This window comes from Bacteroides sp. ET336, assembly GCF_024733815.1.
Lineage (GTDB): Bacteria > Bacteroidota > Bacteroidia > Bacteroidales > Bacteroidaceae > Phocaeicola > Phocaeicola cellulolyticus.
This window is the reverse complement of sequence record NZ_JANRHK010000017.1, coordinates 47,063-66,359: the sequence shown is the minus strand read 5'-3', so window position 1 is coordinate 66,359 and position 19,297 is coordinate 47,063. Positions and strand designations below refer to the sequence as shown.

At 38.9% G+C, this 19,297-nt stretch carries 13 protein-coding genes; 1 reads left to right on the top strand and 12 read right to left on the bottom strand.

Features of this window, described 5'->3' with window-relative positions; translation table 11 throughout:
• Nucleotides 1–36: 36 nt before the first annotated feature.
• Genes folK through NW213_RS13560 form a run of 7 tightly spaced genes read right to left on the bottom strand, consistent with a single transcriptional unit; the run spans nt 37 to nt 5,130 of the window.
• Nucleotides 37–492 carry a 2-amino-4-hydroxy-6-hydroxymethyldihydropteridine diphosphokinase gene (gene folK / locus NW213_RS13590; protein WP_154045003.1) on the bottom strand — a complete coding sequence of 152 codons (456 nt, stop codon included), beginning with the start codon at nt 490–492 and terminating at the stop codon, nt 37–39.
• A gap of 2 nt (nt 493–494) precedes the next feature.
• The gene (gene queA / locus NW213_RS13585) at nt 495–1,550 is read right to left on the bottom strand and encodes a tRNA preQ1(34) S-adenosylmethionine ribosyltransferase-isomerase QueA (RefSeq protein ID WP_258323106.1); all 1,056 of its coding nucleotides are present in this window, start codon (nt 1,548–1,550) and stop codon (nt 495–497) included.
• 19 nt (nt 1,551–1,569) lie between these two features.
• A complete protein-coding gene (truB, locus tag NW213_RS13580; RefSeq protein WP_204391511.1) occupies nt 1,570–2,274 on the bottom strand; it encodes a tRNA pseudouridine(55) synthase TruB in 705 nt (234 codons plus the stop codon).
• Between the two features lie 13 nt (nt 2,275–2,287).
• Nucleotides 2,288–3,091: an undecaprenyl-diphosphate phosphatase gene (locus NW213_RS13575; RefSeq protein ID WP_154045005.1), complete on the bottom strand. Its 804-nt coding sequence runs from the start codon at nt 3,089–3,091 to the stop codon at nt 2,288–2,290.
• Nucleotides 3,092–3,103: 12 nt separating this feature from the next.
• Nucleotides 3,104–3,349, bottom strand: a complete 246-nt coding sequence (locus NW213_RS13570; protein ID WP_154045006.1) for a DUF3098 domain-containing protein — start codon at nt 3,347–3,349, stop codon at nt 3,104–3,106.
• Between the two features lie 21 nt (nt 3,350–3,370).
• Nucleotides 3,371–4,231 (bottom strand): ABC transporter permease, encoded by an 861-nt coding sequence (locus tag NW213_RS13565; protein WP_258323105.1) that lies wholly within the window; start codon nt 4,229–4,231, stop codon nt 3,371–3,373.
• Nucleotides 4,228–5,130, bottom strand: a complete 903-nt coding sequence (locus tag NW213_RS13560; RefSeq protein ID WP_258323104.1) for a class I SAM-dependent methyltransferase — start codon at nt 5,128–5,130, stop codon at nt 4,228–4,230. Before NW213_RS13560 ends, NW213_RS13565 begins: the two co-directional genes overlap by 4 nt.
• 130 nt (nt 5,131–5,260) lie before the next feature.
• On the opposite strand from NW213_RS13560, the gene NW213_RS13555 reads away from it, so the two are divergent.
• Nucleotides 5,261–5,452, top strand: coding sequence for a PspC domain-containing protein (locus tag NW213_RS13555; RefSeq protein ID WP_204446760.1), 192 nt, complete (start codon nt 5,261–5,263; stop codon nt 5,450–5,452).
• Between the two features lie 118 nt (nt 5,453–5,570).
• Here the strand turns inward: NW213_RS13555 and NW213_RS13550 are convergent, their stop codons facing one another.
• From NW213_RS13550 to NW213_RS13530, 5 genes are all read right to left on the bottom strand, one after another.
• Nucleotides 5,571–7,511, bottom strand: coding sequence for a glycoside hydrolase family 97 protein (locus tag NW213_RS13550; RefSeq protein WP_258323103.1), 1,941 nt, complete (start codon nt 7,509–7,511; stop codon nt 5,571–5,573).
• A 30-nt stretch (nt 7,512–7,541) separates the two neighbouring features.
• Nucleotides 7,542–9,758 (bottom strand): glycoside hydrolase family 3 protein, encoded by a 2,217-nt coding sequence (locus tag NW213_RS13545; protein ID WP_258323102.1) that lies wholly within the window; start codon nt 9,756–9,758, stop codon nt 7,542–7,544.
• A 10-nt stretch (nt 9,759–9,768) separates the two neighbouring features.
• Nucleotides 9,769–12,270: a glycoside hydrolase family 2 TIM barrel-domain containing protein gene (locus tag NW213_RS13540; RefSeq protein ID WP_258323101.1), complete on the bottom strand. Its 2,502-nt coding sequence runs from the start codon at nt 12,268–12,270 to the stop codon at nt 9,769–9,771.
• Nucleotides 12,271–12,273: 3 nt separating this feature from the next.
• Nucleotides 12,274–15,153, bottom strand: coding sequence for a TIM-barrel domain-containing protein (locus NW213_RS13535; RefSeq protein WP_258323100.1), 2,880 nt, complete (start codon nt 15,151–15,153; stop codon nt 12,274–12,276).
• A 144-nt stretch (nt 15,154–15,297) separates the two neighbouring features.
• The gene (locus NW213_RS13530; protein WP_258323099.1) at nt 15,298–19,281 is read right to left on the bottom strand and encodes a hybrid sensor histidine kinase/response regulator transcription factor; all 3,984 of its coding nucleotides are present in this window, start codon (nt 19,279–19,281) and stop codon (nt 15,298–15,300) included.
• Nucleotides 19,282–19,297: the final 16 nt, after the last annotated feature.

The following is a 19,297-nucleotide window of genomic DNA, read 5'->3' as shown; positions in this document are numbered from 1 at the left end:
GCGACAGCTCAAATTATATAAGAAATTCACTCTACACTAATGTGATATTTCTTTTAGTCTCTTCTTAAAAACAGGATGTACGGCATCACCTGCAATTTCTACTAATGGTTTCATAACGAAATCCCTTTCTGTCATAAGCGGGTGGGGGATGGTCAGTTCATCTGACTTCATAATCATATCATCGTAAAGGAGGATGTCGATGTCAATAGGTCGGTCGGAATATACTTTGTTTACAGATTTCTGTGTTCTGCCCATTTCTATTTCTATTTCTTTTATAATATGAAGAATAGCCGCAGGTTCGAGCGATGTATCCACACAAAGGGCTGCATTCAGGAATGAGTTGTCTGATTCGAATCCCCAAGGTTCTGTCACATAAAAAGAAGATAGGGAAGTTACCCTCCCTATCTTTTCTTCTATATGGTTTACTGCAGTAAGCAGATTGTTTCTTTTGTCGCCAAGGTTGGTACCAAGGCCCAAGAATACTTTTGCCATAATTATTTGTCGAGTATAAGCATGGCATCGCCATACGTTCCGAAACGATAGTCTTCTTTCAGTGCTATGTTGTATGCGTCCATTATCAATTCGTATCCTCCATATGAACAAACCAGCATAAGCATTGTTGACATGGGCATATTGAAATTGCTTATCATCGAGTTGGCGACACTGAATTCGTATGGAGGGAATATAAATTTGTTTGTCCAGCCTTCGTATTCCTTGAGGTGGCCGTCTGTACTTACTGCAGTTTCGATTGTTCTCATTACAGTAGTACCTACGGCACAGATATTGTGACCGTTGTCTTTGGCATTGTTGACGATGCGGCATGCTTCTGCATTGACAAACATCTGTTCAGAATCAACTTTATGTTTTGTAAGGTCCTCGACGTCTATTTCGCGGAAGTTGCCAAGTCCGGCATGCATTGTGATGAATGCGAAGTCGATACCTTTTATTTCCATACGTTTCATGAGCTCGCGGCTGAAGTGCAATCCTGAAGCCGGAACTGTAACGGCTCCTTCGTTCTTTGCAAAGATATTCTGGAAACGTTCTTCGTCAATAGGCTCTGCACGGCGGTTGATGAATGGAGGCAATGGTGGTTCGCCAAGCGCATAAAGGGCTTTCTTGAACTCGTCGTGCGGACCGTCGTAAAGGAAGCGTAGTGTACGTCCTCTTGAAGTTGTGTTGTCTATAACTTCGGCTACCATAGAGTCATCTTCGCCGAAATACAGCTTGTTACCGATACGTATCTTACGTGCCGGGTCAACAAGAACGTCCCACAGACGTAGCTCTTCGTTCAGTTCCCTGAGCAGGAAAACTTCGATTTTGGCTCCGGTCTTTTCTTTGTTTCCGTACAAACGCGCAGGGAATACTTTAGTGTCGTTAAAGATAAACACATCCTTGTCGTCGAAATAATTCAGGATGTCCTTGAACACTTTGTGCTCTATTTCGCCTGTTGATTTATGTACCACCATCAGGCGCGACTCGTCTCTGTAGTCGGTAGGATACAGAGCAATTTTTTCATCCGGCAATTTGAATTTGAATTGTGACAGTTTCATCTTTTGTTCCTTTCTTTCCTTAATCGTTTGTAACTTTAATATCTTGCTTGTCGAGCCATTGCTCGAAATCTTCAGGCTTCATACAGTCTTCCAGTTTCACATCTCCCACTCGGGTACGTATCAGTCCCGTGAGGTGTGCGCCGCTGTCTAGGGCTTGTCCGATATCCCTTGCCAGAGCCCTGATGTAAGTTCCTTTGCTGCAGACTACTCTGATTTTTATTTCAGGCAGGTTGCATTCCAGTAGCTCTATATCATCTATAACAAGTGTCTTGGCTTTTAGTTCAACTTCATCGCCTTTTCTTGCAAGGTCGTAAGCTCTTTTACCGTCAACCTTACATGCTGAGAATACCGGTGGCACCTGTTCTATGGTTCCTATGAACTTTTTCAGTACTTCCTCCACCATTTCGCGGGTGATGTGTTCGGTGGGATAAGTAGCGTCTATCTCCTTTTCAAGGTCGAACGACGGAGTGGTAGCTCCCAGTTGCAGAGTGGCGATGTATTCCTTGGTGTGATACTGAAATTCTTCTATTCTTTTTGTTGCCTTTCCTGTGCATATAATCATTACTCCTGTGGCAAGGGGATCAAGTGTTCCGGCATGTCCCACTTTTATTTTCTTCACCCCCAGTTTACGGCTTATGTGATATCTAAGCTTGTTTACTACAGCAAATGATGTCCACTTCAGCGGTTTGTCTATGTATAGAATTTCTCCTTCCTTAAAATCCAGCATACAGACCGTTTTAGTTGAGTAATGATACAGCTATAGTTATGGCACCGGCTATGGCACAATAAATACCGAAGTAAACCAGTTTTCCTTTCTTTACGATGTTTATCATCCATTTGCAGGCTATACATCCGGAAATGAAGGCCGCAAGGAAACCTGCTATAAGTGCACCAATGGACATTTCTGCGTTGGCTGCTGACGCATCTTTCACTATTTCCATTCCGCTCAATAATGCTTCACCCAGTATCGGAGGAATAACCATAAGGAATGAGAATTGCGCAAGTGTCTCTTTCTTGTTGCCTAATAACAATCCTGTGGCTATGGTAGAGCCTGAACGTGACAATCCCGGCATTACTGCACAAGCCTGTGCCAAACCGATAATGAACGCGTCTTTCATGCTGATTTTCTCTTTGGTGCGAGGCTTGGCATAATAAGAGAATACCAACAGAGATGCAGTGACCAACAGCATTATTCCTACAATCAGAAGTCCTGAACTGAATATGTCTTCTACATAGTCTTTGAAGAACACTCCTACAATACCCACAGGAATCATGGAAACTATGATGTTCAATACATATTTTGTCTCTTCGTTCATCTGGAATTTGAACAGACCACGGAAAATCCAGTCTATCTCTTTCCACAATATTACCAGAGTACTAAGTACGGTCGCCACATGCACCACAATGGTGAATGTCAAGTTTTCTTCACCTTCTATTCCAAAAAGTGCAGAGCCGATGGCAAGATGCCCACTACTGCTCACAGGCAGGTATTCTGTGAGTCCTTGAAGGATTCCCAGAATAATAGCTTCAATCCAAGTCATGTTTTGTTATTCTTAATTTTCGATATTTTCTGAAATTGATTTTGGTTTACGCAGTATGCCGTATATCATGAAAATAAATCCTACGAAGCATACAAAAGGTGCCACTTTGATGCGGCGTACACTGAAAATGTCAGGTTCGAATGCTGTTTCTGTCGAACCCGGTCCTGTCATCAGCAGAAAGCCGATGATGATGACTGCCATCCCTATCCCCAAAAGGATGAAATTTGTCTTGTCGAATGCAAATTTAGTTCTGTCCATATCTTGATAATGTTATTGTTTTCAATACAGTTCGCTTATTTTCATACGCAGATATTTGTTTATTGATATGTATGCGCACATTGTAGTTATTATCATACCGAACACCATTACTGCAGCCGCTACAATCATTATGCTTTCCGGAGATATGATAGCCAAAAGTTCAGGCTCGTATTTCACTGCCGTATATGCCGATGCAGTAAGAATGGCGTTTGCCACAGCTCCCGAAAGAATTCCTATCCATAGATTTCTAGTGATGAACGGACGGCGTATGAAACCCCAGCTTGCACCTACCAGTTTCATGGTGTGTATCAGAAACCTTTTGGAATAGATGGTCAGGCGTATGGTATTGTTTATGAGTGAGAATGAGATAAGTGAAAGCAGAACAGCAAGTCCCAGCAGGAAAGCGCTTATTTTCTGAAGGTTCCTGTTTACCGAGTCGAGCAAATTCTGCGGATAACTAATTTCCAGAATATTTTTGTTTGCCGTAAGTTCCTTCTCAATCCATTTTATGCTGTCAGGATGCGTATATCCGGCATTTAGCCTTATTTCTATCGAAGCATTGAACGGGTTATGTCCCAAGAATTCGCTTGGGTCTGTACCCATAGCCTCTATCTGTTCTTTTAGGGCTTGATCCTTCGATATATATACTGTCTGTTTTACGTAATCTTTCTTGTTGAGGCTTTCCTGAAGCTTTATGATGGATGTTTCCTTCATTTCGTCATCAAGTATAGCGCTGAAGGCTATGTTTTCTCTGATATACACAGAAAGATTGTTTGCCGTCAGTACGAAAAAGACCACCAGTCCCAACAAAAACAATACCATTGTGGTACTTATTCCTGCTGTGATAAATTGCATGTCGAATATAGACTTATGTTTTCTCATAACTGTTTCTTTCTGAATATATATATCATTGAACTGCTTTTGTCCTTATGGTTGAGGGATGCAATCCAAGCTTTCGTTCCAGTGAGTAATCCGCGTACGAATGTATGAGATTTTTTCATATACTTCTCACTGAGCATTGACACATAAAATGCATCGAATGGCATCGGATATCTTTCTGTCATCACAAAACCATGTTTTGAGGCTATTTTCTTGATTGTAGTAGGAGTAAAGTGCCATAAGTGTCGTGGAACATCATATGCTGCCCACATATTTTTATACTTTTCCGCATCATAAGACGCCGCATTAGGTACCGCTATTATCAATGCTCCGCTATCTTTAAGTATTTTACCCAAAGTCTCCCATGTACGGTCCAATTGTTCCAAATGTTCCATTACGTGCCATAGGGTGATAACATCGAATGTTTTGTCCTTAATGGTAAACAAATCTTCGGGAGGATTGACTTTTATTCCGAAATGCTCTTTTGCGAATTCTCTCGCCTGAAGACTTTTTTCGATGGCAGACACCTGCCAGCCTTCCCTCTTCATTTTGTCGGCAAAATATCCTGTTCCTGTTCCTATGTCAAGGATTCTTCCGCATGTAAGATTGCTGCTTTTACCAACGAGTCTGGCTTTTTCGGAAAGCATATGTTTTCTTACCTTATGATATACCGAGTTCATAAGTCCTTTGTGAGTATCGCTGTGAGATATATAATCCGGTGATTCGTAATATCTGCCTATCTCAGACTCGATAGGCGCATTTTGAGTAAACATAAAGCTACAATTCATGCAGCGGCACAAATCGAATGATTCGCCCGTAGCATAATGGTCAGTACATGTCATAACCTTTTCAAACTGGTTTTGTCCGCATATCGGACACTTGTCTATATATAGTTTACTCACTTTTATCCCTAATTTCCTGCAAAATAACAAAATAAATAGGTATATATGGCATTTATTTAAAAGTTTTTAAGAGTAGGAGCGTATATTCACTGTTTTTTGCTATCTTCGTGTAAAAATTTAATCTGCGATTATGGATAATAGAAAGTTGACGCGTTCAAATGACCGTATGATTGCCGGTGTATGTGCAGGTCTGGCAGAATATTTTGGTTTGGATACTACTGTAGTAAGAGTAGCTTATGCATTGCTTACTGTGTTTACTGCATTTTCAGGTGTGATAGTATATCTTATACTTATGATTGTGATGCCTGAAAGAAGATATTGATAATACAAATGAAAATAATATAATAAGACTTTGTTTTCGGCAATAAATGATTTAAATCCATCTATGATTTGAAAATCCCAAATCATAGATGAATTTAATTTATTATATGGTTGTGCTTTTATTTTACAATAACTATACCGCCTTCGGATTGGATAACAACATTAAAAGAGGATGTATCTTTAATTTTAAGAACTTCTTTCTGAGGTTGACGGTTTTTATTGTCATAATAATATGTGCATTCGTTACCATTATCAAGCATTGATAAATTTAGCTTCAGTTTTAGTGGCTCTTTCAATGCATTGACTCCTGCTATATACCATTTGTTGTTATGACGGCGTGCCAAAACACAATATTTACCAGGATATCCGTCTATAAATCTTGTTTCATCCCAAGTGGTAGGAACATCTTTCATAAACTCTATCATGGAAGAAGGTGCGTCGTACATGTTATTAGGAGTTATTGCAAAGTTCTGTATAGGATTTTGAAACAAAACGGCTGTTGCAATTTGAAATACATCTGTTGTACGGCGTATTGCTCCACCATCATTTGTTTTGTTAAGGTATTTATTTAATACTGTACCACCAAACTCCATGCAACCTATAGTGTTACGGATAAAGGGATGTAATGTTGCATTATATGCTTCATTATCATCATAATATTGATTAAAAATCAAGTTCTCTGATGCAAGAACAGCTTCACTTCCTACATAGTTAGGGAACATTCTTTCCCATCCGCGAGGGATAGTGCAACCGTGGAATATTATCATAAGTCCATGGTCATTCGCATCGCTTAGAATGTCTTCATATAACCCCATCATCTGTTGCTTGTCTCCTCCGAAGAAATCTACTTTAAGCCCTTTTACACCACATTCCTGTAGCCATTTCATTTCACGCTTGCGGTCTATAGAGTTGCTCATGCACTGTTTGGCGCATTGTGGGGCATCATTCCAATATCCGTTAGAGTTGTACCATACAAATACTCCTACGCCTTTGCTTTGGGCATATTTGAAAAGTTCTTCCATTCGTTTGCGTCCTATGTTTTTCTCCCATCCACCGTCAATGAGTGTAAATTCATATCCCATTTGTGCTGCAAGATCTATAAATTTTATCTGGTCATCATAGTTAATGCTTGGGTCTTGCCATACAATCCAGCTCCAAGTGGAACGTCCGAATTCATATTTCTGTGAAGGTTCGTACAATGGTTCAACAACATCAAAAGGAACTGTTGTTTCTACAATTGGTTTTAAGTTGTCTCCAACGGTTATTGTACGCCATGGAGTTTCTCCAGGAAGGGCTAGTCCAGGTGTTGAACTTCCAAGTCCATTCATTTCGTTTTCATTAGGGAATGTTATTGTATAAAGTCCATTATCACTGGCATCGCTAAGATGTGAAGCACAATATTTGCTTCTTACTCCGGTTTCTGATACCAGTGCCCAGTTGTTTCCTATATGGAAAAGACACGGGAAAGTGTATCCTTCGCCAAATTGTGATGGAGTAGATATCGGTTCGTCCGGTTTATATTCTTCTTCGTAGCTTGGTCTTGCTCTTTTCCATCCAACCATAGGCTTACTTTGAGGGCAAATGAAAGTAGTGGTGTTTTCTGGAAAATCAAAGCCGGTAGTTTCAGATTTCATTACAATGGAAGCTCTTTCACCATGTTGTGGTATCTCATATCGGAAAGCTATGTCATTATTGCTGACTCTGAATACCACATCGAAAGGATGTTTATCTGCATTACAGAATGTAATCTTCAATTCGTTTGCATTATATTTTATGACCGAATGCTTTATTCTGTCTTGAACATAGGTCTTATTTATTGAAGATGATTTTTGTTCCACGTAAGATATGTTATTACTGAAATCACCTATATCGGTAATAAATCCAAGCGGAGAATTTTCTAGAATTATATTATTCTTATAAGTAACACTGTAAAATGGTTTACCTGATTTTACAGATATATCTACTTTTAAGTTTTTGTCAGGTCCTGTGACAGTTGCCTGTTGTGCTGACAGGAGAGAACATGATAAAGCAAGTGTACAGAATAGTAAATATTTGTTCATGTGTAATAGGTTTAAGTAATTTATAGTTTGTTATTTATATTCGAACTCTAAAACGCCTCGTACATCATCAGAAGCCGCAGCAATATAGGCTTTGAATTTTCCGGGTTCTACTGTCCATTTTTGAGTTCTGTCATCAAAGAACTTCAAGTCATTAGCGTCAATGGTGAACTTGACTTCTTTTTCTTCATTTGGAGCAAGTTCAACCTTGCAGAAACCTTTCAGCTCTTTTTCAGGGCGTAGAAGACTGCATTTTTCGTCTCCTATATATAGCTGCACGGTTTCTTTACCTTTAACTTTACCAGTATTCTTTACTTTGACAGATATTGTCAGTTCTCCGTTTTCAGATATTGATTTTCCTGAAATAGAAGGTTTTGAATAGGCGTAAGTGGTATAGCTGATACCGTGGCCGAATGAGTACAGAGGCTTTATGTTTTTAGTATCGTACCAACGGTAGCCTACGAGGATGTCTTCCTTATATTCCTGTTTGATACTATCACCTGGGTAACTCATTTCGCCATAATAGTGTGCCGGACAGTCTTCCAGTTTCACAGGATAAGAGAAAGGAAGTTTGCCACTTGGATTTACTTTTCCTGTAAGAACATCAGCCAATGCTGATCCGCCTATAGAACCAAGATACCATGATTGTACTATTGAGGGTACTTCTTTTTCCCATGGCATTTCTACTGCGTTACCGCTTGTTATAACTACCACGATATTCTTGTTTACCTTCATTATTCCTTCGATTAATTCATCTTGTCCGAATGGGAGACCGAATGTCTTTCTGTCTCCACCTTCACAATCTTGGAAATGATTCTTGTTTAGACCTCCGATGAAAATTACCAGATCTGCTTTACCTGCTTTTTGTACAGCATCATTACGCAGTGAATCCATAGTAGCCTGTGGAATGACTTCTTCATTTCCGTACATAGGTCTTCCTGCCATGTATCCTTGAGCAAACTCTATTTTTGTTCCGAACTCTTTTTTAAGTGCGTCAAGTGGAGTCACAACAAGTTTTGGTTTCAGCTCTGACGAACCTCCTCCTGCCATAAGATTTCTCACAGCATTATCTCCGACTACAAGTACCTTATTATATTTGTTCATATCTATCGGAAGAAGTGCGGGAGCTTTCTTTGATGATTTGTTCTTGAGAAGTACTATTCCCTCTGTAGCAATGTTGTATGCAGTTTTGTAATGTTCTTCGCTTGTAATTGAACCGAAAGGCTTTTCTCTGTTCATGGCTGTGCGGAATATAAGTCTTAATACGCGTGCCGCTTTTTCATTTACAACTTCCATTGGAATTTTTCCGTCCTTTACCATCTGCAGGTAATTCTTTCCAAGATAGTAATCGTCGTAACCGAATTCAGACTCTGAAGTCAGCCCGTTGGTATATGACCCCATTTCTATGTCAAGTCCGTACATTGCTGCTTCGTATGTGTCGTGTGCAGCTCCCCAGTCGGTAATTACACATCCGTCGAATTTCCATTCACCTTTCAGAATGTCGTTGTTGAGCAGTTTGTGATGTGTCGCATGAGTTCCTCTTACTTTGTTGTATGCTCCCATTATGCTCCATACTCCACCTCTCTCAACTGCAGCCTGGAAGGCAGGAAGATATATTTCGCGTAGGGCTCTGTCGCTCAACTGTACATCGATATGTCCACGCCATAGTTCCTGATTATTCAGTGCGTAGTGCTTTACACAAGCTGCCACACCGTTCTTTTGAACTCCCTGGATATATGGCACACATAATTCGGCTGCCAGATAAGGATCCTCACCCAGGTATTCAAAGTTACGTCCGTTCAAGGGAGTACGATAGATATTTACTCCAGGGCCGAGCAGTACATCCTTCTCACGATACCTTGCTTCTTCACCAATAGCTTTACCATAATCGGCTGCAAGAGTTGTATTCCAGCTGGCTGCAAGACAGGTCAATGCCGGAAAGGCTGTACAGCTGTCACTTGTCCATCCTGCGTAACCCCAGTCATTCCAGTTTATTTCTGCACGTACACCATGAGGGCCGTCGCTCATCCAAAGCTCAGGAATACCCAAACGAGGGCAACCCGGAGAACTGAATTTTCCCTGTGCGTAGCTTAAACGTGTTTTTTCTTCAAGAGTCATACGCTTTAATACGTCCTCTATCCTTAACTCTATAGGCTGTTTGTCATCCAGATATACAGGTATGTTGTTCTGTGCGTTTGTTGCTATAAATGACAAAGCCAATAGACCTGTTGTAATAAATGTATTTTTCATGGTTATATATTTATTTTGATTTGATTTCTATTGTTGAGCTTTCCAAACCATTGGATTTTGCCGTTAATGTGGCTGTTCCTTTTTCTCCGTTATTCTGTAATACTACCAGACATTTTCCGTTAAATGCCTTGCGTTTATTGTCCTTGAAACGTTCCATTGATGTTTGGCAACCATTGTCAACACCGGCAATGAAAGCATTACCTTTAACTTCAAAATTAATAAGATTTTCAGAAATAGGACATAAATTATTGTCTTTATCCAGCACTTCTACAGTGACAAAACTCAAATCCTTTCCGTCCGCTGTTATGATATCTCTGTCAGGAGTAAGTCTTATCTTATGTGGAGTTCCGGCTGTATGTATTTCTTTTTCAGCAATAATGTAGCCATTCTTTCTTGCAACGACCTTAACAGTACCTGGTATGAACTTAACCCTCCATACCACGTGCAGGTTGTCCTCGTCTTTACTGCGTATTCCTTGCGACTCGCCATTAATGAAAAGTTCAACCTCATCGGCATTGTTGTAGTAGCACCACATGTCTATTTCCTGTCCTTCAGTCCAGTTCCAGTGAGGGAACAGGTGCAGTACTTGTTTGTTTGTCCATTCTGCCTGATACAGATAATAAACGTCTTTAGGGAAACCTGCCAGATCGACGATTCCAAAGTAAGAACTTCTTGCTGGCCATCCGTATGGAGTAGGTTCGCCTATATAGTCAAATCCTGTCCAGATGTACTGTCCGCTGATAAAATCATTGTTTCTTACCAGTTTTATGTTTTCCTCGTGAGTGTTACCCCATGGAGCATGGCAGTTATCATATGAAGAACATGAGAAACTTTTATCATAGAAAGGTTTGTCCCAACGTTCAGGCCATATGAACATCTCATTACTAGGCATACGGTAGTATCCTCTTGTCATCAGTGCAGAATTACTTTCCGTAATGATGAAAGGTTTGCCTGGGAAGTTCTCTGGAACATCAGGAATATTTGCATTATGATAGTTGTACCCTATTATGTCAAGAGCTCCTGATTTGAACAGGTGGTTTCCCGGATTAGGTTCATTGCATCCTGCTGTAACCGGACGTGTAGGGTCAAGTTCCCTAACGAAATCTGCAAGCTTTTTTGTCAGAAGTGAGTTTACACTTATTTCTCCGTCTTTAGCCAACATGTCTGCAGAGTGTCCGAAATTAAGTATAAGGTTAGCTTCTTCCAATGATAGAGTATCTGCTTTTGCATCGCTCCATTGCTCCAACACTTCGTTGCCTATACTCCATACGAATATGGAAGGATGGTTGCGGTCGCGTAATATAAAATCACGAAGATCTTTTTCATGCCATTCGTTGAAGTATCTTGCATAGTCGTGCGAAGTCTTTTTCTTGCGCCACATGTCGAATGCCTCGTCCATTACAATGAATCCCATCTTGTCGCATAAGTCAAGCAATTCAGGTGCAGGCGGGTTGTGTGAACAGCGGATACCGTTGCATCCCATCTCTTTCAGAATCTGCAACTGTCTTTCTATTGCTCTGGTGTTTACTGCAGCTCCAAGACATCCAAAGTCGTGGTGCATACACACACCATTAATTTTAGTCTGTTTGCCGTTCAGGATAAATCCTTTTTCGGCATCAAACTTGAAGTCACGTACTCCCGTGGTTGTGGTGTATCTGTCAATACATTTGCCGTCTTTGATAACTTCTGTGACGAGGGAGTACAAATACGGATTCTCTATATCCCATAATTTAGGTGATGAGATATTCAGGGTGTGGTTTATATCGGATTTCTGTCCTGCCACAACAGAAACAGATGATTCCGTCTCGGCAACAATTGAGCCATCCATATCGTTTAGTATAGATTTCAGGGTTACTGTTTCATTGTTTTTCCCTGAGTTTTGTACTGTGGTAACAATGTTTAATGTCGCATTGTTGTTACTGATTTCTGAAGTTGTGACATAAGTCCCCCATTCGTCAACATGTACAGGGTTTGTTTTGGTCAACCATACATTTCTGTATATGCCACATCCGGAATACCATCTGGAATTTGGCTGTTCCGAGTTATCTACACGGACTGCTATCACATTCTTTTCATTCCATTTCAGATATGGAGTTATGTCGTAACCGAATGAGATATAGCCGTATGGACGTTTACCTAATGATTGGCCGTTTATGAACACTTCACTGTTCATATATATACCGTCAAAATCTATTCTTATTATCTTGTCGGAATCTTCATTACTTGGGATAAATGTTTTTCTGTACCAACCTGTTCCTCCAGGTAAAGCGCCACCGCCTGTTCCCGATGGATTGTCCTTACTGAAATCACCTTCTATGGCCCAATCGTGAGGAAGGTTTAATACTCTCCATTCCTCATCATCGAAATCTGTTTCTGAGGCTTTTGGATTGTCACTCAGAGAGAATGACCAGTTGTCATTGAAGCATATCTTTTCCCTTGGGGATACAGATACAGAGCTGCATGCCCCCAGGAGCATGCAGCAAAATATACCTATGTATGAAAATAATTTCATTGATTACAATTTGACTGTTTGTGATTTACCGTTATATTTAACGATTATACCTTTTGATTTTTTGTCGAAAGCATCAGGGGTTTCCTTGTTCACTTTTACGATTTCGAATGTGCGTTCTTTCAACATTCCGTCGTATTCACCTTTTCTGTCTGATATTACAAGTTCTTTGGTGTTTTCATTATAATTTATCTCAATCATACTGTATTTACCCTGTTCGTAGTTGTAGTTTACACCTTCGTCTTCGTACAAAGTAAATGAAGCGTCGTCACCCTGATAGACATAAAGTTTTATATGTTCAGGCTGTTTTTCTGATGTATATTGGATATCAGGACCGAAAGGAATGATTGAACCGGCACGTACGAACAAAGGCATACGTTCGTATGGCGCGTCAACAAGTTTCTTTTCTCCGCCCTGCTGGAATTCTCCGGTATAGAAATCATACCATCCTGCAGATTTAGGGAAATATACCTCACGCTGGCGATCTCCATATTTATATACCGGTGATACCATGATTGACGGACCGAACATATATTGGTCGCCAATATTATTTACATTTGTATCGGCAGTGAAATCCATTACAAGAGGACGCATGATAGTGTAATCGTTGAACCAAGTCATACCTGCCAGTGAGTAAATATATGGCATAAGGCTATATCTCATTTTAGAATAGTAAACTACAGAATTATATGCCGGGTGTCCTTCAGGTGCTATTTCCCATATTTCACGGAATGGGTATTGTCCGTGTGCACGGTATAGCGGACAGAATGCTCCGAACTGATACCATCTTGCATTCAGCTCCCTCCATTCCCTGTAGTCGGCATTTTCTGTTTTGTTCTTGTTCCACTGCTGCTGTCCGGCTACATATCTGTTTTCTACACAGAAACCGCCTATGTCCATGGTCCAGTAAGGAATTCCGCTTATTGCAAAGTTAAGTCCGGCCATAATCTGTGCTTTCATGTCTTCCCATCTTGTACCTATGTCACCGCTCCATGTGGCAGTTGAGTATCTTTGCAGTCCGGCAAATCCTGAACGTGTAAGCAAGAATACACGTTTGTTGTTGTCCACACTTCTCTGACCGTTATAGATTGCTTCGGCATTCATCAGTGCGTATGCATTGAAATACTCGGCAGAAGGTCCAAGTGCGGTAGGTCCGCACAAATCTTTTCTATATTGCAAGTCTGTACAGTCTCTCACATTAGGTTCGCTGGCATCCATCCACCATGCGTCTATACCCAACGGATAATAATGTTCATACATCTGATTCCAGAACAGCTTGCGTGCGTCTGCATCGTATGCATCGTAGAATCCGTAAGTATAACCGGGGCCAACCCAGTCCCTCAGGCTGTCTTTTACAGACTGCTGATAAATCCATCCGTTTTTGTCGAACTCTTTATAATGTTCGGTTGTAGTATAGAATTTAGGCCAAACTGATATCATCATATGTGCGTTCATCGCATGTATTGAATCAACCATAGCCTTAGGATTAGGGAAACGGTTTTTGTCGAATTCATGGCTTCCCCATGCATCTTCCGGCCAGTGATTCCAGTCAAGCACGATATTGTCGATAGGAATATTTCTGTCTCTGAAACCTTTCAGTGCTCCCAGCATTTCATCAGCAGTGTTATATTTTTCCCTGCTCTGCCAGAAACCCATAGCCCATTTAGGCATGATAGGTGATTTTCCGGTAAGAGTTCTATATCCGCTGATTACGTCGTCCATGTCGTCTCCTGCAATAAAGTAGTAGTCAAGTTGTTTTGTCATTTCGCTCCACCATGACTGCTTTCCCTGTTCTTCAGGAGCTACAGGACTCATCACACGTAATCCTGAATAAGATACGGTACCGTCTGGCTTCCATTCAATTTTAAGAGGAACTCTTTTTCCTTTTTCCAGATTGACGGAGAATTTATAACTGTTAGGATTCCATGCAGTACGCCATCTTTCGGGTACTACCAGTTTGTTGTCGATATATACTTTTGTATAGCCGGCATAATATAAAATAAACTTGAATTCACCTGTTTCGGAAGGTTCAATCATACCTTCGTATGTTACGTTGGCTCCCATGAACGGGAAGTTCTCAGGAAGATTCACAACTTTAGATAAATCCTCTCTTTTCAGGTGTTCGAAATATAGCTGAGGCTCACGTCTGACTATAGTTTTTGATGATGCATTCTTTTCGGGAACGTATGTACCTGTAATTGCACCCTCAACACCTTCTTTGTCGTATAGCTTAAATACTTCACCTAATTGTGAATAGTCATTAGGATTTCCGAAACGGCATAGTGAATAGCTGTCCAGCAAAACACCATAGTTTTTATTTGATACGATAAAAGGTATTGAAACTTTAGTGTTGTACTGGAACAGTTCTTCGTTTTTACCTTTGTAGTTAAACTCTTCAGACTGGTGCTGTCCGAGTCCGTAGAATGCTTCATCTTTCGGCGATTCAAAAACTTGTCTTATAGAATATCCTTTTGTACCTTCAATTTCTATAGGAGTAAAAGTTTTTCCTCCACCTTTGTTTTCCTGCAGAATTATCTCTCCTTTCTTGTTAGTAAACCATACTTCTCCCGTGGAACTTAACACGGAGGCGTTTATTTTCCCAGTAGAAACAATTACGGTATCTCCTTGTTGTTTAACAGTAAAAGGTATTTTTTTTGTTTGTGGAACAATTATCAAACTTTTAGAATCGGCAAATTTATTTTCCTTTGTAGCCGATACATGAAATAGTTTGTCACCCATTACTTCCATACGAACCAGATGTGCATCCGTTTCGTTTTTAGGTTTAACTTTAACTATTACGCCATAGTCTGTTTCTTCATAGACATTCGAACATCCGAATGACATCCCTACGGCAAGGAGACAATAAAAGATATTTCTCGCATTCATATACCCAAGTATTTAATTAGTTAATTCTATAAAACTTTTCTCATATGCAAAAATACTGTTTATTGTTAGGAGTTAAGATTTATAATGTTTTATACAAGGGTATTATCTTGTTCCTCAGAGGTCTGTTTGTTTCATGCAAGGGTATTATTTGTTATTTTTCTCTTTTAACTGATATGCTGAAGGTAAAACTCCAAATTCATCCTTGAAATATTTGCTGAAATATTTGGGGTTGTTAAATCCTACTTCATAGGCAATCTCGGATACATATAACTGACTTTCGCGTAATAATTGAGCTGCTCTTTTCAGTCTGATTGTACGTATAAACTCTATTGGCGTTTTTCCAGTTATCTGTAATAACTTTTTATACAGATGTACTCTACTCATTCCAAGTTCGCTACTAAGTTCTTCAACTGAAAGTTCACTCCTAGATATATTGTCTTCTACGTATTTAATAGCTTTTTCTACTAGTTTTTCATCTAATGATGTTATTACTATGTTGCTTGGCGTAGGATCTATTGTTGAGTGTGATATTTGTTTGTAATGACTTAACTCAATCAATTTCCTGATACGTAATGTCAATACCGTCATGTTAAAAGGTTTGGTTACATAATCATCTGCACCTATTTCCAAGCCTTCAACTTTTGATTCAACAGCTTGTCGTGCAGTTAGTAATATTACAGGTATGTGTGCTGTTGGCTGATTGTTTTTTATTAGTTTGCATAGTTCTATGCCATCCATTACAGGCATCATTACATCGCTTATAATAAGATCAGGGCGTTTCTGTTGTATCATTTCCCATGCTTCTTCTCCATTGGATGCTATTTCAACATTGTATTGTAATTCTAAACTATGTTGCATGAAAATACGGAAATCTTCATTATCATCTACTATTAGTATTAATGGGAAGTCTCTACGGTCTGTTTGCTCTATTACTTTTTCTGTATCTTCATTATTTTTTTCATTTGTATTTTCAACAGCACTGACAATATGTTCCGATATTAAGTCTACATGTTTTACAGGAAGTTGTATTACAAAAACTGTTCCTGTCCCTATATTGTCGAATACTTCTACACTTCCATCATGTAAGTTTACAAAATCACGTACCAGGCTAAGTCCTATACCGCTACCTGTACTTTCTTCAATTCCTTTATGTCCAGCTTGATAGAATCGTTCGAAAATATGCTCTTTCTCAGAGTCTGGGATACCAATACCTGTATCTGATACTTTTATTTCCAGCATTTCCTGTGTTCCCTCAATGTGTTCTATCATGACAGTTACTCGTCCGCCGTCAGGTGTAAACTTAAATGCGTTTGAAAGTAAGTTAGTAACTATTTTACTTATTTTATCAGCATCGAATGCCATATGGAAATTGTCTATTCCTGAAAAGAAAAAGAACTGAATATGTTTTTTGTTTGCCATTAACAGAAATGAGTTACATACTTCGCGAATATATGCTACGATATCACTTTCTGATAACGATAGAGTATGTCCTGTCATTTCACTTTTTCTGAAATCAAGTAGCTGGTTTACAAGTATCAGTAGGCGTTGTGCGTTTCTGTATATAAGCATGAGCATTGATTTTTGTGATTCATCTTTTGTACTTTTCAACAAGTCTTCTAATGGTGATATAATCAATGTCAGAGGAGTGCGAAGCTCATGGCTGATATTTGTAAAGAAACGAAACTTCATTTGGTTTATTTCTTCATTTTTTACAGCCTCTTGTTCTATTTGTTGTAAACGGAATTTTTCACGCTCACGTTTTAAAATCATTTTACGTGCTGATAACAATATACATATTGCTATTAAGGTATAACATGAATATGCCCACCAAGATAACCAGAAAGGAGGATGTACCACGATTTCCAGTTTTGCAGTTTCTATACTTTCATATCCGTCGCTGTTTATGGCTTTTACATTTAAAATGTATTTTTTCGGGGTTAAATTTGTGAATGTAAGCCTGTTTAATCCTACAGGCAATGTAAGCCATTCATCATTTATACCTTCCATTTTGTATTTATAGCATGTTTTTTCTGGTAGATTATAATTGTCTGAACTTAATTCTAATGAGAATATATTTTGTGTATTTTTAAGTTCTACTTTTCTTGTTGAGTTTATGTCTTTGGTCAGTATGATATTGCCATTGTATTCTACTCCAGCTTCAATCTTCTGATTAAACAGATATAATTCGGAAAACATTATTTTAGGAGGTATTGTGTTATAATGTATTTTATCAGGATTAAATGTGTTTAGTCCATAAAGTCCTCCTGCAATAATTGTACCGTCTTTCAATGTCTTAATTGCCCTTAGATTGAAATCGCAGTTTTGTAGTCCGTCTTTCTCATTGTAAATGTGTGATTCGAATACATATTCTCCGTTTGCATCTTTTGATACCTTTATGTGGATCATGTGACGTGTAGATGTAACCCAGATATCGTGATTATTATCTTCTGTTATACCCGATATGACTTCGCCTTCTGCATTTGTTGTTTCTGTAAAATTTGTAGTTGCGTGACGTTTTCTGTTATACATTTCAAGACCTTCGTTTGTCGCTATCCATATTAATCCACGGCTGTCACTATATACCTGACTTACACCATGTCCGCTTAAAGATGTATTTCTGATTGTCTCTTTTAATTTGAGTGTTCCCAAATCTACTAAAGCTAATTGTGACTTTCCTACTACAAGGATATTGTCTTTTGTTACGCATAGTGATGGTACCATCCCATTTATTTCATCGTACTTGGTAAGTTTGTTGCTTTTCATATCAATATATTGGATTCCTCCGTCTAAGAAACCTATCCATAGCTTTCCGTCAGCTTCTGCCATAGACCACACGTTATTGCCCAATAACCCGTTATTGTTTACTGTGTATTTGGTTAATCCTTTTATACCAAGACTGTACAGACCATTGTTGAATGTGCCTATCCATAATCTGTTATCACTTGTCTTTAATAGTGAAACTATGGGTGAGGTAAAGTTGTAGTGTTTTTTTACTTTCGCCTCTTCGATATTCCATAAAAGTAGTCCATCATTATTTGTTCCTAACCACACATGCTTATCATCGGCCTGTTCTACGCATGTAATATCACCAAGTTCATACATGTTGAATTTGAACATACTTTCGCTATAATATGAAATACCTTTTTTATATGTTCCAATCCATGTTGTTCCATATTTGTCTGTATATATTTTGTAAACGGTGTTATGTGATAAACTGCGGGTATTATTTTTATCATTTACAAGATTTGTTAAATGACCAGTTTTTTTATCAAAAACATCTATGCCTCCGTAGTCTTTGCCTACCCATATTCTGCCAATATTATCTTGTGAAACTGAATGTATAATATCATTCTGACTTTTCCATGGTTCTTCCAAATCGTGTCTCCATTCGTCTGAAACTGTATCATATACATATAAATTTGAATTATTGGAAATCCAAATGCACTGTTCTTTATCTACGAATAATGAATAAAATGCTTGTTTTCCATTCATTTGAAGAGATATTTCATCCTTTATCCATTTAGGTTTCATCTCAGACGGGTCAATGCAGACAAGTATTCCGTTGTTGTATTGGAATAAAATTCCATCGTTACATTCATTGATAGCGCTGACACCAAATTCAGGCAATCCAAAGTTATATAATGAAACGAATTTTGTATTATTATTTTTGTCATAGCGATAAAAACCTTCCCATCCTACAAAAAACCATGTCTGTTCATTTGAATCTACATAAATACATTCAGGTAAACCATTGCTGCCTAGTTTTTTCATAAAACTTTTGGTATCGTTATTGAACTGGTTGGTCGCTTTGTCGAACATAGTGTATCCTGTCCCCATTTTTATCCATAAATTTCCATTGGGACTTTCTATTATTTCTTTTACGTAATTGTCAGGAAGTGAATGTTTATCATCATGTAAATGACGGAAAACCTTGAATGTATATCCGTCAAAACGGTTCAGTCCGGCGTTGGTTCCGAACCACATAAAACCGTCTTTGTCTTTCAATATGGCATAAACTGAATTGTTGGATAATCCGTCAGCCACTTCAAGGTGTTTGAAATTGAAAGGTTGCGAATACAAAGAAACGAATATAATCTGCCATAATATGACCAAAGACAATCTTTTCATATAAATCAATTTATTT

Coding starts and splice junctions, on each gene's coding strand:
- NW213_RS13550 (WP_258323103.1), bottom strand. CDS start 7,511: ATGAACAAATATTTACTATTCTGTACACTTGCTTTATCATGTTCTCTC.
- NW213_RS13535 (WP_258323100.1), bottom strand. CDS start 15,153: ATGAATGCGAGAAATATCTTTTATTGTCTCCTTGCCGTAGGGATGTCA.
- NW213_RS13570 (WP_154045006.1), bottom strand. CDS start 3,349: ATGGACAGAACTAAATTTGCATTCGACAAGACAAATTTCATCCTTTTG.
- queA (WP_258323106.1), bottom strand. CDS start 1,550: ATGAAACTGTCACAATTCAAATTCAAATTGCCGGATGAAAAAATTGCT.
- NW213_RS13540 (WP_258323101.1), bottom strand. CDS start 12,270: ATGAAATTATTTTCATACATAGGTATATTTTGCTGCATGCTCCTGGGG.
- NW213_RS13565 (WP_258323105.1), bottom strand. CDS start 4,231: ATGAGAAAACATAAGTCTATATTCGACATGCAATTTATCACAGCAGGA.
- NW213_RS13545 (WP_258323102.1), bottom strand. CDS start 9,758: ATGAAAAATACATTTATTACAACAGGTCTATTGGCTTTGTCATTTATA.
- NW213_RS13530 (WP_258323099.1), bottom strand. CDS start 19,281: ATGAAAAGATTGTCTTTGGTCATATTATGGCAGATTATATTCGTTTCT.
- NW213_RS13575 (WP_154045005.1), bottom strand. CDS start 3,091: ATGACTTGGATTGAAGCTATTATTCTGGGAATCCTTCAAGGACTCACA.
- folK (WP_154045003.1), bottom strand. CDS start 492: ATGGCAAAAGTATTCTTGGGCCTTGGTACCAACCTTGGCGACAAAAGA.
- NW213_RS13555 (WP_204446760.1), top strand. CDS start 5,261: ATGGATAATAGAAAGTTGACGCGTTCAAATGACCGTATGATTGCCGGT.